This is a genomic window from Thermomonas sp. S9, from assembly GCF_024704365.1.
Lineage (GTDB): Bacteria > Pseudomonadota > Gammaproteobacteria > Xanthomonadales > Xanthomonadaceae > Thermomonas.
The window spans coordinates 1,543,422-1,559,342 of sequence record NZ_JAJDFY010000001.1 but is presented as its reverse complement, the minus strand read 5'-3'; the positions used below and the strand labels follow the sequence as shown (position 1 = coordinate 1,559,342).

12 protein-coding genes, 2 tRNA genes and 3 pseudogenes are annotated in these 15,921 nt (G+C 68.4%); 4 read left to right on the top strand and 13 right to left on the bottom strand.

Annotated elements, in window-relative coordinates; all coding sequences use genetic code 11:
- Positions 1-15: 15 nt before the first annotated feature.
- The 5 genes and pseudogenes from LJB71_RS07685 to LJB71_RS07665 all read right to left on the bottom strand — a co-directional run bounded on the left by LJB71_RS07685 (position 16) and on the right by LJB71_RS07665 (position 3,011).
- Positions 16-1,203, bottom strand: coding sequence for a hypothetical protein (locus tag LJB71_RS07685; RefSeq protein ID WP_259303716.1), 1,188 nt, complete (start codon positions 1,201-1,203; stop codon positions 16-18).
- A 139-nt stretch (positions 1,204-1,342) separates the two neighbouring features.
- Positions 1,343-1,418: transfer RNA gene (locus LJB71_RS07680), tRNA-Glu, on the bottom strand.
- 23 nt (positions 1,419-1,441) lie between these two features.
- Positions 1,442-1,517 (bottom strand) — tRNA-Ala (locus tag LJB71_RS07675).
- A gap of 172 nt (positions 1,518-1,689) precedes the next feature.
- Positions 1,690-2,093, bottom strand: a pseudogene (locus LJB71_RS07670) (DUF1249 domain-containing protein); the annotation flags it as partial.
- Between the two features lie 96 nt (positions 2,094-2,189).
- A complete protein-coding gene (locus tag LJB71_RS07665) occupies positions 2,190-3,011 on the bottom strand; it encodes a pyruvate, water dikinase regulatory protein (protein WP_259303715.1) in 822 nt (273 codons plus the stop codon).
- Between the two features lie 95 nt (positions 3,012-3,106).
- On the opposite strand from LJB71_RS07665, the gene ppsA reads away from it, so the two are divergent.
- Positions 3,107-5,476 carry a phosphoenolpyruvate synthase gene (gene ppsA, locus LJB71_RS07660; protein WP_259304765.1) on the top strand — a complete coding sequence of 790 codons (2,370 nt, stop codon included), beginning with the start codon at positions 3,107-3,109 and terminating at the stop codon, positions 5,474-5,476.
- Between the two features lie 5 nt (positions 5,477-5,481).
- Positions 5,482-6,366, top strand: coding sequence for a mechanosensitive ion channel domain-containing protein (locus LJB71_RS07655; protein ID WP_259303714.1), 885 nt, complete (start codon positions 5,482-5,484; stop codon positions 6,364-6,366).
- A gap of 15 nt (positions 6,367-6,381) precedes the next feature.
- Here LJB71_RS07655 and orn read toward each other — a convergent pair whose 3' ends face one another.
- The gene (gene orn, locus LJB71_RS07650; protein WP_259303713.1) at positions 6,382-6,951 is read right to left on the bottom strand and encodes an oligoribonuclease; all 570 of its coding nucleotides are present in this window, start codon (positions 6,949-6,951) and stop codon (positions 6,382-6,384) included.
- Positions 6,952-7,008: 57 nt separating this feature from the next.
- On the opposite strand from orn, the gene LJB71_RS07645 reads away from it, so the two are divergent.
- On the top strand, positions 7,009-7,476 hold the full coding sequence (locus LJB71_RS07645) for a DUF2721 domain-containing protein (RefSeq protein WP_259303712.1): 468 nt from the start codon (positions 7,009-7,011) through the stop codon (positions 7,474-7,476).
- Positions 7,477-7,485: 9 nt separating this feature from the next.
- Here the strand turns inward: LJB71_RS07645 and tadA are convergent, their stop codons facing one another.
- The 5 genes and pseudogenes from tadA to folD form a co-directional block, all read right to left on the bottom strand.
- On the bottom strand, positions 7,486-7,962 hold the full coding sequence (gene tadA / locus LJB71_RS07640) for a tRNA adenosine(34) deaminase TadA (RefSeq protein WP_259303711.1): 477 nt from the start codon (positions 7,960-7,962) through the stop codon (positions 7,486-7,488).
- Between the two features lie 3 nt (positions 7,963-7,965).
- A complete protein-coding gene (locus tag LJB71_RS07635; protein WP_259303710.1) occupies positions 7,966-8,763 on the bottom strand; it encodes an NYN domain-containing protein in 798 nt (265 codons plus the stop codon).
- Positions 8,764-8,816: 53 nt separating this feature from the next.
- A pseudogene (guaA, locus tag LJB71_RS07630) lies at positions 8,817-10,392 on the bottom strand (glutamine-hydrolyzing GMP synthase).
- Between the two features lie 63 nt (positions 10,393-10,455).
- Entirely contained in the window at positions 10,456-11,916 is a 1,461-nt protein-coding gene (guaB, locus tag LJB71_RS07625; RefSeq protein ID WP_259303709.1) for an IMP dehydrogenase, read from the bottom strand.
- A 167-nt stretch (positions 11,917-12,083) separates the two neighbouring features.
- Positions 12,084-12,962 carry a bifunctional methylenetetrahydrofolate dehydrogenase/methenyltetrahydrofolate cyclohydrolase FolD gene (folD, locus tag LJB71_RS07620; RefSeq protein WP_259303708.1) on the bottom strand — a complete coding sequence of 293 codons (879 nt, stop codon included), beginning with the start codon at positions 12,960-12,962 and terminating at the stop codon, positions 12,084-12,086.
- Between the two features lie 117 nt (positions 12,963-13,079).
- On the opposite strand from folD, the gene LJB71_RS07615 reads away from it, so the two are divergent.
- Entirely contained in the window at positions 13,080-13,280 is a 201-nt protein-coding gene (locus tag LJB71_RS07615; RefSeq protein WP_259303707.1) for a hypothetical protein, read from the top strand.
- Between the two features lie 33 nt (positions 13,281-13,313).
- Here the strand turns inward: LJB71_RS07615 and LJB71_RS07610 are convergent, their stop codons facing one another.
- Together LJB71_RS07610 and der are read right to left on the bottom strand one after the other, a co-directional pair.
- Positions 13,314-14,240, bottom strand: a complete 927-nt coding sequence (locus LJB71_RS07610) for a DUF2272 domain-containing protein (RefSeq protein ID WP_259303706.1) — start codon at positions 14,238-14,240, stop codon at positions 13,314-13,316.
- A gap of 232 nt (positions 14,241-14,472) precedes the next feature.
- A pseudogene (der, locus tag LJB71_RS07605) lies at positions 14,473-15,874 on the bottom strand (ribosome biogenesis GTPase Der).
- Positions 15,875-15,921: the final 47 nt, after the last annotated feature.

Genomic DNA, 15,921 nt, shown 5'->3' with positions numbered 1-15,921 from the left:
GCAGACGCGGTCGAATCAGGAAAGGACGACGACCGCCCCGGATTCCAGCGCCTGCTGGCAGGCATCCGGGATTCGCGCCGCGGCTGGGGGGCAGTGCTGGTCCACGACACCAGCCGCATTGCCAGGCGCAGACACATCGCATTCTTCTTCGAGGACGCATGCCGCAAAGCGGGCATCAGCGTGCTCTACAAGAACATGCCGGAGTCGGACCCGGTCACCGACACCCTGCTGCGCGGGATCATGCAGGCGCTGGACGAGTGGCACAGCCTCACGTCGAAGCAGAAGGGGCTGTCGGGCATGGCCGAGAACGTGCGCCAGGGCTATCGCGCGGGCGGCCGGGCGCCCCTGGGCTACCGGCTCAAGAAGGTCACAACCGGGGCGATCCGCGACGGCGCGCCGGTGACCAAGTCCGTGTTGGAGCTGGACCCGGAGGTTGCGCCGAAGGTCGCCGCCTACCTGCAGGCGCGCGCCGGCGGGATGCAGGCGAAGATGGCAGCGGAGCAGGCGGGGCTGGCCGATGTCGCATCCGCAACGCGCGTCGGCCTCGAATGGAACGCCCTCACCTATGCCGGGCACACGGTCTGGAACGTCAACGCCGAACGTGAGGGCGGCCAGTACGTCGGCGGGAGCAAGCGGCGCCCGCGCAGCGAGTGGGTCATCCAGCGAGACACGCACCCGGCCATGATCGACGACAACGCGGCCGAGCTGTTGCTCGCCAGGCTGGAGGCCTTGGGCGGCCAGCGCAACGCCGGCGCGCGCGCGCAGGGGCGCACGCTGCTGTCCGGCCTGCTGGTGGACCGAGCCGGCGCGGCATGGCGCAGCGAAGGCGCCGAGTACCGGCACCGCGGCGCGCGGCGCAGCATCAAGGCAGAGGCCATCGAGGACGCGGTACTGGGCCAGGTCTACGACGACCTGGCATCGCCGGCGCTGGCCAAGGAACTGGTGGCGCGACTTCGCCGCTCTCTGGAAAGCAACGGAGACGTGCAGGCGCGCGCGGCGCTGGTGCGAAGCGAGGCGGACCTGCGCAAGCGGATCCACCGGCAGATGGAGCTGGCCGAGCAAATGACGAATCCTGCACCGGCGCTGCGGATGATCGAGGAGCTGGAAGGGAAATGCGCCGAGCTGGCGCTGGAGATTGCCCGGCTGGACCGGGAGCTGGACGACACACGCGCCGCGGAAGCGATCACCGAGGCGGGGGTTCAACGGCTGCTACGCGGGATCGTGGCGGACCGCGGAGACGACGCACGCGGTCTGCTGCTTTCGCTGGTGGAGAAGGTGGAACTCGACCCCGACACGATGACGGGGTCAGTCCACTACAGGCTTGCGGTTTCCGGTGACAAGATGGCGTCCCCACGGGGATTCGAACCCCGGTCGCTACCGTGAAAGGGTAATGTCCTAGGCCTCTAGACGATGGGGACAGAACCGAAAACGCGTCGAAACGTGGTGGAGCCAGCCGGGATCGAACCGGCGACCTCCTGCATGCCATGCAGGCGCTCTCCCAGCTGAGCTATGGCCCCACGGGCTGGAAAGACGCGCATTCTGGAGGGCAAATCGAAAACCGTCAAGGGGTTTTTGCAACGAATTTCCGGCAGCGCCGTCTCATGCATCCATGGGCTGCCCGCCACCCCCTACCTCGCAGCGGCGCAAGGTGGCCATGCCGTGGCCGCGCTCGGCGAGGTACTGCGCTCATTTGCCGAGGAAGGTGTTCATGCGCAGGCGATGGTCGAGGATGCGCGGCGGCGGCGGGTACATCCCGATCACGTCCTGCCAGCGGCGCCCGGCGTAGCAATGCGTGGCTTCGACCTGGCGCGCATCGTGGTACAGGCGCAAGGCGCGGACGGGTCGGCCAGGCCGGTGGCCGGGTCGATCAGCCCGTAGCTCATGCGCAGTTCGCTGGTGTAGGCGTGCTGCTCCAGTACCTCGATCCGCAGATCGAGCCCATCGCCGATCGTCGAGACATAACCGCCGCGCGGAAGATGCCCGACATCGAACAGGCGCTGCAGGCGCGTGTGGTTCTCGGCATACAGCCCCATCAGCCAGCCGAAGCGGCTGAGGCTGGGGATGCGCGGGCGGCGGGCAACGGCAAGGCTCATGCGCCGATCCTACACGCGGCCCGCGGCCGGCGGCAGATTGACGGCGCGCGCGCCGCGGCGCAGGCTCGAAAAGTCGCCCTGTCGCGCCGTGCCGGATCAGAACATCTCGCGGTTGATGCCCAGCGATTCCATCACCCTGCTGGCGATCTCCTCGATCGAGGCATGGGTGGTGCTCAGCATCTCCACGCCCTCGCGCCGCAGCAGCGCCTCGGCCTGCGCCACTTCGCGGCGGCAGGTGTCCAGCTGCGCGTAGCGCGAATTGGGGCGGCGCTCCTGGCGGATCTGGTGCAGGCGCACGGGGTCGATGGTGAGCCCGAACAGCTTGGCGCGATGCTGGCGCAGCACGGCCGGCAGGCGCTCGGCGTCGAGGTCCTCCGGGGTCAGCGGGTAATTGGCCGCACGCACGCCGTGGTGCAGGGCCAGGTACACGCAGGTGGGCGTCTTGCCCGCGCGCGATACCGCCACCAGGATCAGGTCGGCCTCGGAATAATCCAGCCGCACGCCGTCGTCGTGCGCCAGCGCGTAGTTCATGGCGTTGATGCGGCGGTGGTAGCTCTCGAAATCCACGATGCCATGCGCGCGCCCGATATGGGCGGTGCGGGTCTGTCCGAGCTCGCGCTCCAGCGGCGCGATGAACGGGGCGAACACGTCCAGCATCAGCGCCCCGCTTTCCGCCAGCAGTGCGGTCAGCGCCGGGTCCACGCACGAGCTGACCACCACCGGGCGCAGCCCGGTGGCCTGCCCGGCCTGGCGGATGCGGTCGGCGGCCTCGCGCGCCTTGTCGGCATTGTCCACGAACGGCAGGCGGTCGGTCGCGAAATGCAGCCCACTGAATTGGGTCAGCAGGCTGTGGCCGATGGTTTCGGCGGTGATGCCGGTGCCGTCGGAGACATAGAACACGGGACGAACGGGGTGCATCGGGATTCCTCGCAGGTGCTCGGGGTAAAATAACGGACTTCCGCGCGACCGCGCCGCCCACGCCCACGGAGTCTGCCTTGAGCACCCCCGCCCCGATCCGCAACGTCCTCTGGCTGAACGAACTGCGTCTGTCCGACCTCGCCCAGGTGGGCGGCAAGAACGCCTCGCTGGGCGAGATGATCGGTGAGCTGTCCGGGCTCGGGGTGTCGGTCCCCGGCGGTTTCGCCACCACCGCCGACGCGTTCAAGGCCTTCATCGCCCACAACGACCTGCACGCGCGCATCTATGACCGGCTGGCCGGGCTGGACGTGGAGGACGTGCCCGCCCTGACCGCCGCCGGGGCCGAGATCCGCCGCTGGGTCGTGGATGCGCCCTTGCAGCCGGAGCTGGAGAGTGATATCCGCAGCGCCTACGCCAGGCTGTGCAGCGAGGCCGGCGCGAGCGACGTCGCGGTGGCGGTGCGCTCTTCGGCCACCGCCGAGGATCTGCCCGACGCCAGCTTTGCCGGGCAGCAGGAAACCTTCCTCAACGTCACCGGCGCGGACGACGTGGTGCGCAAGGTGAAGGAAGTCTTCGCCAGCCTGTACAACGACCGCGCGATCGCCTACCGCGTGCACCACGGCTTCAAGCACGAGGATGTGTTCCTCTCGGCCGGCGTGCAGCTGATGGTGCGCTCGGATGTCGGCGCCTCCGGCGTGCTGTTCACCCTCGACACCGAATCCGGCTTCCGCGACGTGGTGTTCATCACGTCCAGCTACGGCCTGGGCGAGATGGTCGTCCAGGGCGCGGTGAACCCGGATGAGTTCTACGTGTTCAAGCCGACCCTGCAGGCTGGCAAGCCGGCGATCCTGCGCCGCGCGCTGGGCAGCAAGCAGCTGCGGATGGTGTATTCCGACGTGCCCGGCGAGCGCGTGCGCACCGAGGAAACTCCGGCCGCGCTGCGCGGGCGCTTCTCCATCAGCGACGAGGATGTGCACGCGCTGGCACGGCAGGCGCTGGTGATCGAGCAGCACTACGGCCGCCCGATGGACATCGAATGGGGCAAGGACGGCCACACCGGCAAGCTCTACATCCTGCAGGCACGCCCGGAAACGGTGAAGTCGCGCGCGCACGCCACCCAGATCGAGCGCTACACCCTGCAGCAGCGCGGCCAGGTACTGGCCGAAGGCCGCGCCATCGGCCACAAGATCGGCGTCGGCACCGCGCGCGTGGTGCGCAGCCTCGACGACATGAACCGCGTGCAGCCCGGTGACGTGCTGATCGCCGACATGACCGACCCCGACTGGGAGCCGGTGATGAAGCGCAGCGCCGCGATCGTCACCAATCGCGGCGGCCGCACCTGCCACGCCGCGATCATCGCCCGCGAGCTGGGCGTCCCCGCGGTCGTCGGCACCAGCCACGCGCTGGAGACGATCCGAGACGGCGAGACCGTCACCGTCAGTTGCGCCGAGGGCGACACCGGCTTCATCTATGCCGGCGCCCTGCCCTTCGAGCGCACCACCACCGACCTCGGCAACATGCCGGAAGCGCCGCTGAAGATCATGATGAACGTGGCCAACCCGGAGCGCGCGTTCGATTTCGGCATGCTGCCGAACGCCGGCATCGGCCTGGCGCGGCTGGAGATGATCATCGCCAGCCACATCGGCGTGCACCCGAAGGCGCTGCTGGAATACGACCGCCAGGACGCGGCGACGAAGGCGAAGATCGACGCGCGCATCGCCGGCTATGCCAGCCCGGTGGAGTTCTACATCGAGCGTCTGAAGGAAGGCATCGCCACCATCGCCGCCTCGGTGTACCCCAGGCCGGTGATCGTGCGCCTGTCCGACTTCAAGTCCAACGAATACGCCAACCTGCTCGGCGGCAGCCGCTACGAGCCGCACGAGGAAAACCCGATGATCGGATTCCGCGGCGCCTCGCGCTATATCGACCCGAGCTTCAAGGATGCGTTCGCGCTGGAATGCGTGGCGGTCAAGCGCGTACGCGAGGCGATGGACCTTTCCAACGTGTGGGTGATGATCCCGTTCGTGCGCACCCTCGATGAAGGGCGCAAGGTCATCGAAGTCCTGCGCGAGAATGGGCTGGTTCAGGGCGAGCATGGCCTGAAGGTCATCATGATGTGCGAGGTCCCCTCCAACGCGCTGCTGGCGGACGAGTTCCTGGACATCTTCGACGGCTTCTCGATCGGCTCCAACGATCTCACCCAGCTCACCCTGGGCCTGGACCGCGACAGCGCGATCGTCGCCGGCCTGTTCGACGAGCGCGATGCGGCAGTGAAGAAGCTGCTGGCGATGGCGATCCGCACTGCACGCGCGAAGGGCAAGTACGTCGGCATCTGCGGCCAGGGCCCGAGCGACCATCCGGATCTGGCGCAGTGGCTGATGGAGCAAGGCATCGAGTCGGTCTCGCTCAACCCCGACACCGTGGTCGACACCTGGCTGGCGCTGGCCAGGGCGAAGGCGGCCTGAGCTCCGTGGGCCTGCTGCAACCCGCCGCCGTGGTCCACCGCGACGCCATCGACCTGATGCGCGACGTGCGCGGGATCGACTGGCTGGGCCTGCTGGAAACCTGGGGGCTGCGCGTGCTCGCGACGGCCCTGATCTTCCTGCTGGGCCGCTGGCTGGCCAGGCGCCTGGCGCGCGGACTGGACCGGGTGCTGGGCCGCGCCGGGGTGGATGCCACCCTCGGCGGCTTCCTGCACAACATCGCCTACGCGGTGATGATCGTGCTGGTCATCATGACCGCGCTCAGCGCGCTGGGCATTCCGACCACCTCGATGTTCGCCCTGCTCGGCGCCGCCGGCCTGGCGGTGGGTCTTGCGATCAAGGACTCGCTGTCCAACATCGCGGCCGGGGTGATGCTGATCGTGCTGCGCCCGTTCCGCGCCGGCGACCACGTGGTGATCGCCGGGCAGGAAGGCATCGTGCAGGAGATCCGGGTGTTCCAGACCTGGCTGCGCGCCTTCGACCACCGCGTCATCATCCTGCCCAACAGCCAGATCACCACCACCCAGATCATCAATTACTCCCTGCTGCCGCTGCGGCGCATGGAGGTGCCGGTGGGCGTCGGCTATGGCGATGACCTGAAAAAAGCGCGCGAGCTGCTGCTGAAGATCGCCCAGGAGCATCCTTCGATCGTGGACGATCCGCCGCCGGTGGCACGCGTGATGGCGCTGGCCGACAGCAGCATCACCCTGACCCTGTACGCCTTCACCCGCAATGATGACCATGTGGACACCCGCAGCCAGGTGGTGGAGGCCATACGCGATGAGTTCGCTGCCAACGGCTTGAACATTCCCTTCCCGCAGCGCGATCTGCACCTGTATTACGCCGAGCCGCCGGCAGCGGGGGCGCGCTGACGCGAAGCGCGATGCTCAGGCGGCTGGCAGGCCCGCCAGCGCGCCCATGTGGGCGCGGTAATGGCGCAGTTCCGCGATCGAATCGTGCACGTCACTCAGCGCGGTGTGGGTCGATTCCTTGCGGAAGCCGGCCAGCACCGCCGGCGACCAGCGCCGCGCCAGTTCCTTGAGCGTGCTCACGTCGAGGTTGCGGTAGTGGAAATGCGCCTCCAGCGCCGGCATCAGCCGATGCAGGAAGCGCCGGTCCTGGCAGATCGAATTGCCGCACATCGGCGACGTGTTGGCCGGCACCCACCCGCGCAGGAACGCCAGCGTGCGCGCTTCCGCGTCCGCCAGCGGCACGCCCTCCTCCAACACCCGCCGCCACAGCCCCGACTTTTGGTGCTGGTTGCGGTTCCAGTCGTCCATCGCCTCCAGGACGGAAAGCGGATGCGCGATCGCCAGCGCCGGGCCTTCAGCCAGCACATTGAGCTGGGCATCGGTGACGACGGTGGCGATCTCCAGAATGCCGTCGCGCCCGGTATCGAGGCCGGTCATCTCCAGGTCGATCCAGATCAGGCGGTCTTGGGCGGCATCAGCAGGCATGGGCTCGCACACGCGTTGGGGTAGCGGCATGATACCGGCTTGCCGAGGACGCATCGCATGCAGCCATCCACCGCCATCACCGCCGCCCTGGGCCACCACGCGATCCTCTCCGCGATGCTGGCGCCTGCGTTCTTCCTCACTGCCACCGCGGGCCTGCTGACGTCGGCCAACGCGCGGCTGGCGCGGGTGGTGGATCGCCTGCGCGGACTGATCGCCAGCTGGGAGCACGACGCTCCCGACGCGCACGAACGCGAGGCGCAGATCCGCCGTCACCGCCTGCGTGCGCACCTCGTCCTGCGCGCCTGCCGGCTGCTGTACGGTGCGCTGGCCAGCTTCGTCGGCACCAGCCTCGCGCTGGCGGCGGACGCCCTGCTCGACTCGCGCCTGGGCGGCCTGCCGACCACGATGGCGGTAATCGGTGTGCTGTTCCTGCTGGCCGCCAGCGTCGCGATGTGGCGCGAGGTCAGCCTGTCGGTGAAGAGCTTCGACCTCGAACTGGACCAGGAACTGGCCCGCCGCCATTGATCGACGGCGTCAGGCCTTGCCGCGCCGGGCCCGGAAATAGGCGGTCAGCATGGGGCCGGCGATGTCCGCCAACACCCCGCCCTGCACTTCCACGCGATGGTTATGGCGCGGGTCGGCGAGCAGGTCGAACACGCTGCCGGCGGCGCCGGTCTTGGGATCGAAGGCACCGAACACCACGCGGGCGATGCGCGCGTGGACCATCGCCATCGCGCACATCGCGCAGGGTTCCAGGGTCACGTACAGCGTCGTCCCCAGCAGGCGGTGGTTGCCCAGCCGGCGGCCGGCTTCGCGCAGGGCGACGATCTCGGCATGCGCGCTGGGATCGTGCTCGCCGATGTTGCGGTTCCAGCCCTCGCCCAGCACCTCACCGTCGGCGGACACCACGACCGCCCCCACCGGGATCTCGTCGTCCTCGTCGCGGGCGCGCTCGGCCAATGCCAGCGCATGGCGCATCCAAGCCAAGTCTTGAGTTTCGCCCTCATTCATTAGTCAGGCTGCGTTTGGCTTTCCGGTTATTGGATTGACAGGCATGCGCTGGATATTTTCAAGATGAAGCCTAACCGTCCAATGCCCGCCTTGCTCCTGCGTCAACTGCAATAGATCATAAGTTCGGAGCATTTCTAACAAGCCGGAATAACCATAAGCATCAGGAGAAAAACCCGGATCGGTGCGCCGCAGATAATTACCTAGAGCACTTAGATTGACCTTACCCTCGGCAGAATCTCCAGTCATTTCAGCAACTGCCCTAACGACAAACATAGGTCGCTGCTTACCAACTTTTGCTGGCAACTCAGTCGACTTAGGCGCAGCCGCTAGCACTGGAGTAGCCGCTTCCTCACTGCTTACCGCACGCCATTCAGAAAAATGATCGCTGGCATTACGTAGTGCAGGGGGCGTTTTATCCTCACCTACGATGCAGACAACTGCGCCTCTTTCGCGGAGCTTCCGACAAAGATAGGCAAAGTCTGAATCACTGGTGACAAAGCAGAAGGTATCAACGCGATCATCAAACAACAGCTCCATCGCGTCGAGCGCCAGAGCGATGTCAGCGGTATTTTTTCCACTGACATATTGATATTGCAGGCAAGGAGTGAATGCCTGCTGCACCAATGCCTCTTGCCAACGCCCGCCTGACAAGGTTCCAGAATTACCGTAGCCGCGACGAACAACTACACGACCGAAGCGCGCTACAAAGCGCAAGGCGTGATCAAGAATTGCAGGAGGAACATTATCGCAGTCCACGAGAACAGCGATACGTGACTCTTTCGTATCGAACTGAGCCGACATGATGCCTCCAGATGCTATGTGCTAGAGATCTTATCCTGCATCTAGCCTCTTTTTTATTCCCACTCGATCGTCGCCGGGGGGCTTGCCGGAAATGTCGTAGACCACGCGGGAGACGCCGCGCAGTTCGTTGATGATGCGGTTGCTCACGCGACCGAGGAAGTCATACGGCAGGTGCGCCCAGTGCGCGGTCATGAAGTCGATGGTCTCCACCGCGCGCAGCGCGATCACCCACTCGTAGGCGCGCGCGTCGCCGACCACGCCCACCGACCTCACCGGCAGGAACACCGCGAACGCCTGGCTGGTCTTGTCGTACAGGCCGGCCTTGCGCAGTTCGTCGATGAAGATGGCATCCGCGCGCGCCAGCAGCTCGGCATACTCGGGCTTCACTTCGCCGAGGATGCGCACGCCCAGGCCCGGGCCGGGGAACGGGTGGCGGTACACCATCTCGCGCGGCAGGCCGAGCGCCACACCCAGCCGGCGCACCTCGTCCTTGAACAGCTCGCGCAGCGGCTCCACCAGCCCCAGCTTCATGTGTTCGGGCAGGCCGGCGACGTTGTGGTGGCTCTTGATGACGTGGGCCTTGCCGGTCTTGCTGCCGGCCGACTCGATCACGTCCGGGTAGATCGTGCCCTGCGCCAGCCACCTGGCGTTCTTCAGCTTGGCGGACTCCTCGTCGAAGATCTCGACGAACAGGTTGCCGATGATCTTGCGCTTGGCTTCTGGATCCGACACGCCCTTCAATTTCTCGAAGTAGCGATCGGCGGCATTCACGCGGATCACCTTCACGCCCATATGCTCGGCGAACATCGCCATCACCGCGTCGCCTTCCTGCCAGCGCAGCAGGCCGGTATCCACGAACACGCAGGTCAACTGGTCGCCAATGGCCTTGTGCAGCAGCGCCGCGACCACCGAGGAATCCACGCCGCCGGACAAGCCGAGGATCACCTCGTCGGAGCCCACCTGCGCGCGCACGCGCGCGATCTGGTCTTCGATGATGTTGGCCGCCGTCCACAGCGTGGCGCAGCCGCAGATATCGACCGCGAAGCGGCGCAGCAGCGCTTCGCCGGCGGCGGTATGGGTGACTTCCGGATGGAACTGCACGCCGTAGATCTTCTTGGCGTCGTTGGCGAACGCGGCGATGCCGAGGCGGTCGGTGCGGGCGGTGACGGTGAAGCCCTCGGGCGCGCGGGCGACGTGGTCGCCGTGGCTCATCCACACGTTGCGCAGCGCGTCGGTGGTGGCCACCTTCGACAGCAGCGCGTCCTCGGCGATGAGCTCCAGCGCGGCATGGCCGAACTCGCGCTGATCGCCGGCCTCGGTGGCGCCGCCCAGCTGCACGGCCAGCGTCTGCATGCCATAGCAGATGCCGAGGATCGGCACGCCGGCCTCGAACACCGCCTGCGGCGCGGCCGGGCAGCCAGGCTGAGTGGTCGATTCCGGCCCGCCCGACAGGATGATGCCCTTCGCGCCGAACGCCGCGATCTCGGCCGGGTCGTGGTCCCAGGCCCAGATCTCGCAGTACACGCCGATCTCGCGGATGCGGCGGGCGATCAGCTGGGTGTACTGCGCGCCGAAGTCGAGGATCAGGAGCTTGTCGGAATGGATGTCGCCGTGCGCTGACTGGGTCATCGTGATGGTTTCATGGTTTGGAAACAAAGAAGGGAAACTCGCGTCTCCCTTCCGTGACATGCCTCACCCCGCGCGGTAGTTCGGCGGTTCCTTGGTGATCTGCACGTCGTGGACGTGGCTCTCGCGCTGGCCGGCGCCGGTGACCTTCACCATCACCGGGCGCTTGCGCATCTCCTCGATGGTGGCGCAGCCGACATACCCCATGGTGGCGCGCAGGCCGCCCATCAGCTGATGCACCACGCCGGCCAACGGGCCGCGATACGGCACCCGGCCCTCGATGCCTTCCGGCACCAGCTTGTCGGCATCCGAGGCGTCCTGGAAATAACGGTCCTTGCTGCCCTTCTCCATCGCGCCGAGCGAACCCATGCCGCGGTAGCTCTTGTAGCTGCGCCCCTGGAACAGCTCGGTCTCGCCGGGGCTCTCCTCGGTGCCGGCGAACAGGCCGCCGATCATCACGCTGGAGGCGCCGGCCGCGATCGCCTTGCCGATGTCGCCGGAATAGCGGATGCCGCCGTCGGCGATCAGCGGGATGCGGTCCTGCAGGGCCTCGGCCACCAGATCGATCGCGGTGATCTGCGGTACGCCCACCCCGGCCACGATGCGGGTGGTGCAGATCGAGCCGGGGCCGACGCCCACCTTCACCGCGTCCGCGCCGGCGTCCATCAGCGCCAGCGCGGCATCGCCGGTGACGATGTTGCCGCCCACCACCTGCACCTGCGGGTAGTGCTTCTTGACCCAGGCCACACGGCCCAGCACGCCCTGCGCATGGCCGTGCGCGGTATCCACCACGATCACGTCCACGCCGGCGGCGACCAGCGCCTCGACCCGCTGTTCGGTATCGCCGCCCACGCCCACCGCTGCGCCCACCAGCAGGCGTCCGCCGGCGTCGTAGGCGGCATTCGGGTTGTCGGACTTCTTCTGGATGTCCTTGACGGTGATCAGCCCGCGCAGCGCGAACTCATCGTTGACCACCAGCACCTTCTCGATCCGGTGCTTGTGCAGCAGGCCCAGCACCTCGTCGTCGCTGGCGCCTTCCTTCACCGTGACCAGCTTCTCGCGCTTGGTCATGATGTGGCGCACCGGGTCGTCGAGCTTCTTCTCGAAGCGCATGTCGCGCCCGGTGACGATGCCGACCAGCTGGCCCTGCTCGTCCACCACCGGCACCCCGGAGATGTTGCGCGCCCGGGTCAGGCGCAGGACCTCGCCGATGGTGGTGTCGGGCCCGACCGTGAACGGATCCTTGATCACGCCGGCCTCGAAGGTCTTGACCTTGGCCACCTCCGCCGCCTGCGCCTGCACGCTCATGTTCTTGTGCAGGATCGAGATGCCGCCCAGCTGCGCCATCGCCACCGCCAGCCGCGCTTCGCTCACGGTATCCATGGCCGCGGAGGCCAGCGGAAGGCGGATGCGGAGGTCGCGGGTGAGGCGCGTTTCCAGCGAGACATCCTTGGGCAGGACGGCGGAGTGCGCGGGGACGAGCGAAACGTCGTCGTACGTCAGTGCTTCAGCCAGGATGCGGAGCATCGGCAGACCCATGCGGAAGTGGGGAAGCGCGTCATTCTAGCGCTTTTTGCTTCCAGCCTCCCGAAAACCGATCGGTGCCTCGGGAGGGCGGCGGGCAATCGACGTTCCCCGCAGCATGGCCTGCGGCTTGGCCGCGCCCCACGCCCGCCGGGTGCCGGCTGCCGCCGCTATGCGCCCGGATGGGCGGCGGCATCCGCCAGCTCCGCCGCTTCCAGCGTGTTCTGCATCAGGGTGGCCACGGTCATCGGCCCCACCCCGCCCGGCACCGGAGTGATCCAGCTGGCGCGCCTGGCGGCCTCCTCGAAGCCGACGTCGCCCACCAGCCGGCCGTCGTCGAGGCGGTTGATGCCGACATCGATCACCACCGCGCCCGGCTTGACCCATTCGCCCGGGATCAGCCCCGGGCGGCCCACCGCCACCACCAGGATGTCGGCCTCGCCCACGTGGCGCTTGAGCACCTCCGGCGGGGTGAACTTGTGGCAGCTGGTGACGGTGCAGCCGGCGATCAGCAGCTCCTGCCCCATCGGCCGGCCCACGTGGTTGGACACGCCGACGATGGTCGCGCTCTGGCCGCGCACCGGGCGGTCGGTCCAGGCCAGCAACGTGGTGATGCCGCGCGGCGTGCACGGCCGCAGCCCGAACTGGCGCAGCGCCAGGTGCCCGACGTTGGCGGGGTGGAAGCCATCCACGTCCTTGTCGGGGCGGATGCGCTCGATCAGCGCGCTGGCGTCGCGGATACCCGGCAGCGGCAGCTGGATCAGGATGCCGTGGATCTTCGGGTCGGCGTTGAGCTGGTCGATCAAGGCCAGCAGCTCGGCCTCGGTGGTGCCGGCCGGCAGGTCGTAGTCGAACGCCTGGATGCCCACCTTGTCGGCCGCGCGCCGCTTGTTGCGCACGTAGCTCTGGCTGGCCGGATCACTGCCGACCAGCACCACCGCCAGCCCGGGGCGCGGCTTGCCGGCCGCCAGCCGCGCCTGCACCCGGACTTTCAGCGACTCCAGCAGTTCGTCGGCAATGCGTTTTCCATCGAGGATGCGGGCGGTCATGCGGTGGCACGGCGGGCGGGAAGGTGCGCATTATCGCCCAGCCGGCCGCCTTCGCGCCGCCGCTGCGTTGACAGCGGTAAGCTGCAGCGGCCAGCCAGCAGACGAACGAGGTCCGACATGGCGATCCAGGGGGAATGCCCGAAGTGCGGCAAGCGCGTGCTGCACGTCCACGTGGAGCAGATGGTGGGAATGGTCGGTGGCGACAGCAAGGCCCGCTGCATCAGCTTCAGCTGTATCCACTGCCATGCCGTGCTGGGCGTGCAGCTGGACGCCCGCGCCAAGCCGCGACCGCGGCGCAAGGCGGCGCCCGCCAGCTGAAACCGGCCGGCGCCCCGCGGCGCCTGTGCGCGCTTATTCGGCGTCCTGCAACGGCACCTCCGGCAGCCGTCGCGGCGGCGCCTGGCCGGGCAGCGGGCAGCGCGGGACGCCGCTGCCCAGCACGCAATTGACGCAGCAGGTCGGTGGCACGGGCGGTTCCGTGCCCGCTGCCGGCGGTGTCGTTGCGCCCAGCCCCGCCAGTTCCTCCTGCGGCCGCAGCACCAGCGCCGCCACCCAGTCCTGGCGGTTGAAGTCGCAGGCCTGGGGCATGTCCGGCGAACACGGCAAATCGCCCTCGGCGCGCTGCGGCAGGTTCCACAGGCGGCTTTCGGCATTGGTCTGCAGGATGCGCAGGGTCACCGCCTGCTGCACGTTGCCGCCAACCAGGTACACCCGGCCCGGCTCGCGCGAGACCACCACGTCGCAATGCATCGGCAGGCCGCCGTTGCCGGCCTCCAGCCGCTTGCGCAGCCCGGCCGGGCCCAGCACCTGGCTGGCGCGCGCGTAGCATAGCAGGTCCCCGGCCTGCAGCTGCGCGTCCTGCGGCGCCTGCAGCCGGTACGGGCTGGCGGCCGGATCGCGCAGCGCGGCGCGCACATAGTCGGCGTGGCTGGCCGAGGCGCGGAACCCGGGCACCCCGGCACGCTGCATCACCCAGCTCACGAACGCCGCCGACCACGGGGTGTCCACCACGAAGGCGCGGCAGCCCAATCCCGGGAACTCCAGCCGCATCACCGCGACCTGGCACTCGCCGGCACCGGGCTTGAACGCCATCGCAGGCAACAGGCCGCTGGCCTGCCAGTAGAACGCCACCCGCCGCCACGGCGCGCCGCCATCCTGCAGGCCGCGGCCCTCGGCCTCGTAGGCGGTCAGGCTGGCCAGCCGGCCCTCGGCATCGATGAAGGGTCGGTTCCAGCGCAGCGATTCCGCGCAGGCCACCGCGGCGATGCGGGTGGCCACCTGCGGATCCTGCTGCCGCGCAGCAAGGTCAGGGGCACCCATCCGCGGGCGCAGCCGCGACCGTGCTGGAAGCGAACAGCAGGGCCAGCCCCAGCAGCAGCACTGGCAGGCGGCGCATCCGTGCGAAGCTCGGCATCGATCACTCCTCGGCAGGGTCGGCCAGCGGCGCCGCGGGCGGCCGCCGGGTCTTCTGGATAGCGTACCCTGGGGCGAGAAGCGGACGCGCCGGGCGTCAGCCGCCACGCTTGACGTGCCGCAGCAGGCGCCGTTTCCTGGCGACCTGGCGCTCGGTCAGCGTGTTCTTCTTGCCTTCGTACGGGTTGCTGCCCTCGCGGAATACGAAGTGGATCGGGGTGCCGACCAGCTTGAAGCGCTTGCGAAAGAAGTTCTCGAGATAGCGCTGGTAGGTCCCGCTGAGGGTCTTCAGGCGATTACCGTGGACGATGAAGGTCGGCGGGACCTCGCCTCCGGGATGGGCGAAGCGCAGCTTGGCCACGTGCCCGCGCACCACCGGCGGCGGATTCGCGGCATACGCCGCTTCGACCGCGCGGGTCACCTCGGAGGTACTGAACGCGCGGGTCGCCGAGGCGTGTGCGCGGTGGATGGCGCGGAACAGCTCGCGCAGGCCGGAGCCGTGCAGCGCGGAAATGCGCACGCGCTCGGCCCAGTCCACGAAGCCCAGCTTGCGCGCGGCCAGCGCCTCGGCCTGCTGGCGCTCGTAATCGCTGCAGCCGTCCCACTTGTTGAGCGCGATCACCAGCGCGCGCCCGGCGTCCAGCACCGCGCCGAGCACGGTGGCGTCCTGGTCAGTGACGCCCTCGCTGGCATCCAGCATCAGCACCGCGACCTGGCACTGCTCGATGGCCTGCAGGGTCTTGACGGCAGAGAACTTCTCCACCGCCTCCTCCACCCCGCGCCCGCCGGCGCAGGCCGGCGGTGTCGATCAGGCGATACTTGCGGCCATCGCGCTCGAGGTCCACCGCGATCGAATCGCGGGTGGTGCCGGGCACCTCCGAGGCGATCATCCGCTCCTCGCCGAGGATGCGGTTGACCAGAGTGGACTTGCCGACGTTGGGGCGGCCGACGAAGGCGATGCGGATGCGCCCGGGATCGTCGTCCAGGGTCTCCGCGCTGCCGGTCTCCGGCAGCAGCGCCGCCGCCCGCGCCAGCAGCACGTCGATCCCGGTGCGGTGCGCGCTGGACACCGCCAGCACGTCGGAGAGCCCGTAGCGGGCGAACTCGGCCAGCGCCGCGCGGGCGTCGATGCCATCGGTCTTGTTGACCACCAGCAGGGTCGGCTTGGCCAGCTTGCGCAGCCAGCGCAGGATGTCGTCGTCCAGCGCCGAGGCCCCCTCGCGGCCGTCCACGATGAACAGCACCAGGTCGGCCTCTTCCGCTGCCGCCCGCGACTGGCGCGCGGTGGCGCCAGCCAGCCCTTCGTCCTCGCCGGCGATGCCGCCGGTATCCACCAGCACGAACGGCCGGCCTTCCAGCAGCCGGCACACGCCGTAGTTGCGGTCGCGGGTGACGCCGGGCTCGTCGTGCACCAGCGCATCGCGGCTGCGGGTCAGCGCGTTGAACAGGGTGGATTTGCCGACGTTGGGGCGCCCGACGAGGGCGACGAGGGGAAGCATGGGACGTACCTTGAGGAACGGATGCCGGCGGGACATCCGGGGATCGA

Coding starts and splice junctions, on each gene's coding strand:
- LJB71_RS07665 (WP_259303715.1), bottom strand. CDS start 3,011: ATGCACCCCGTTCGTCCCGTGTTCTATGTCTCCGACGGCACCGGCATC.
- orn (WP_259303713.1), bottom strand. CDS start 6,951: ATGCCTGCTGATGCCGCCCAAGACCGCCTGATCTGGATCGACCTGGAG.
- LJB71_RS07645 (WP_259303712.1), top strand. CDS start 7,009: ATGCAGCCATCCACCGCCATCACCGCCGCCCTGGGCCACCACGCGATC.
- tadA (WP_259303711.1), bottom strand. CDS start 7,962: ATGAATGAGGGCGAAACTCAAGACTTGGCTTGGATGCGCCATGCGCTG.
- LJB71_RS07635 (WP_259303710.1), bottom strand. CDS start 8,763: ATGTCGGCTCAGTTCGATACGAAAGAGTCACGTATCGCTGTTCTCGTG.
- guaB (WP_259303709.1), bottom strand. CDS start 11,916: ATGCTCCGCATCCTGGCTGAAGCACTGACGTACGACGACGTTTCGCTC.
- folD (WP_259303708.1), bottom strand. CDS start 12,962: ATGACCGCCCGCATCCTCGATGGAAAACGCATTGCCGACGAACTGCTG.
- LJB71_RS07615 (WP_259303707.1), top strand. CDS start 13,080: ATGGCGATCCAGGGGGAATGCCCGAAGTGCGGCAAGCGCGTGCTGCAC.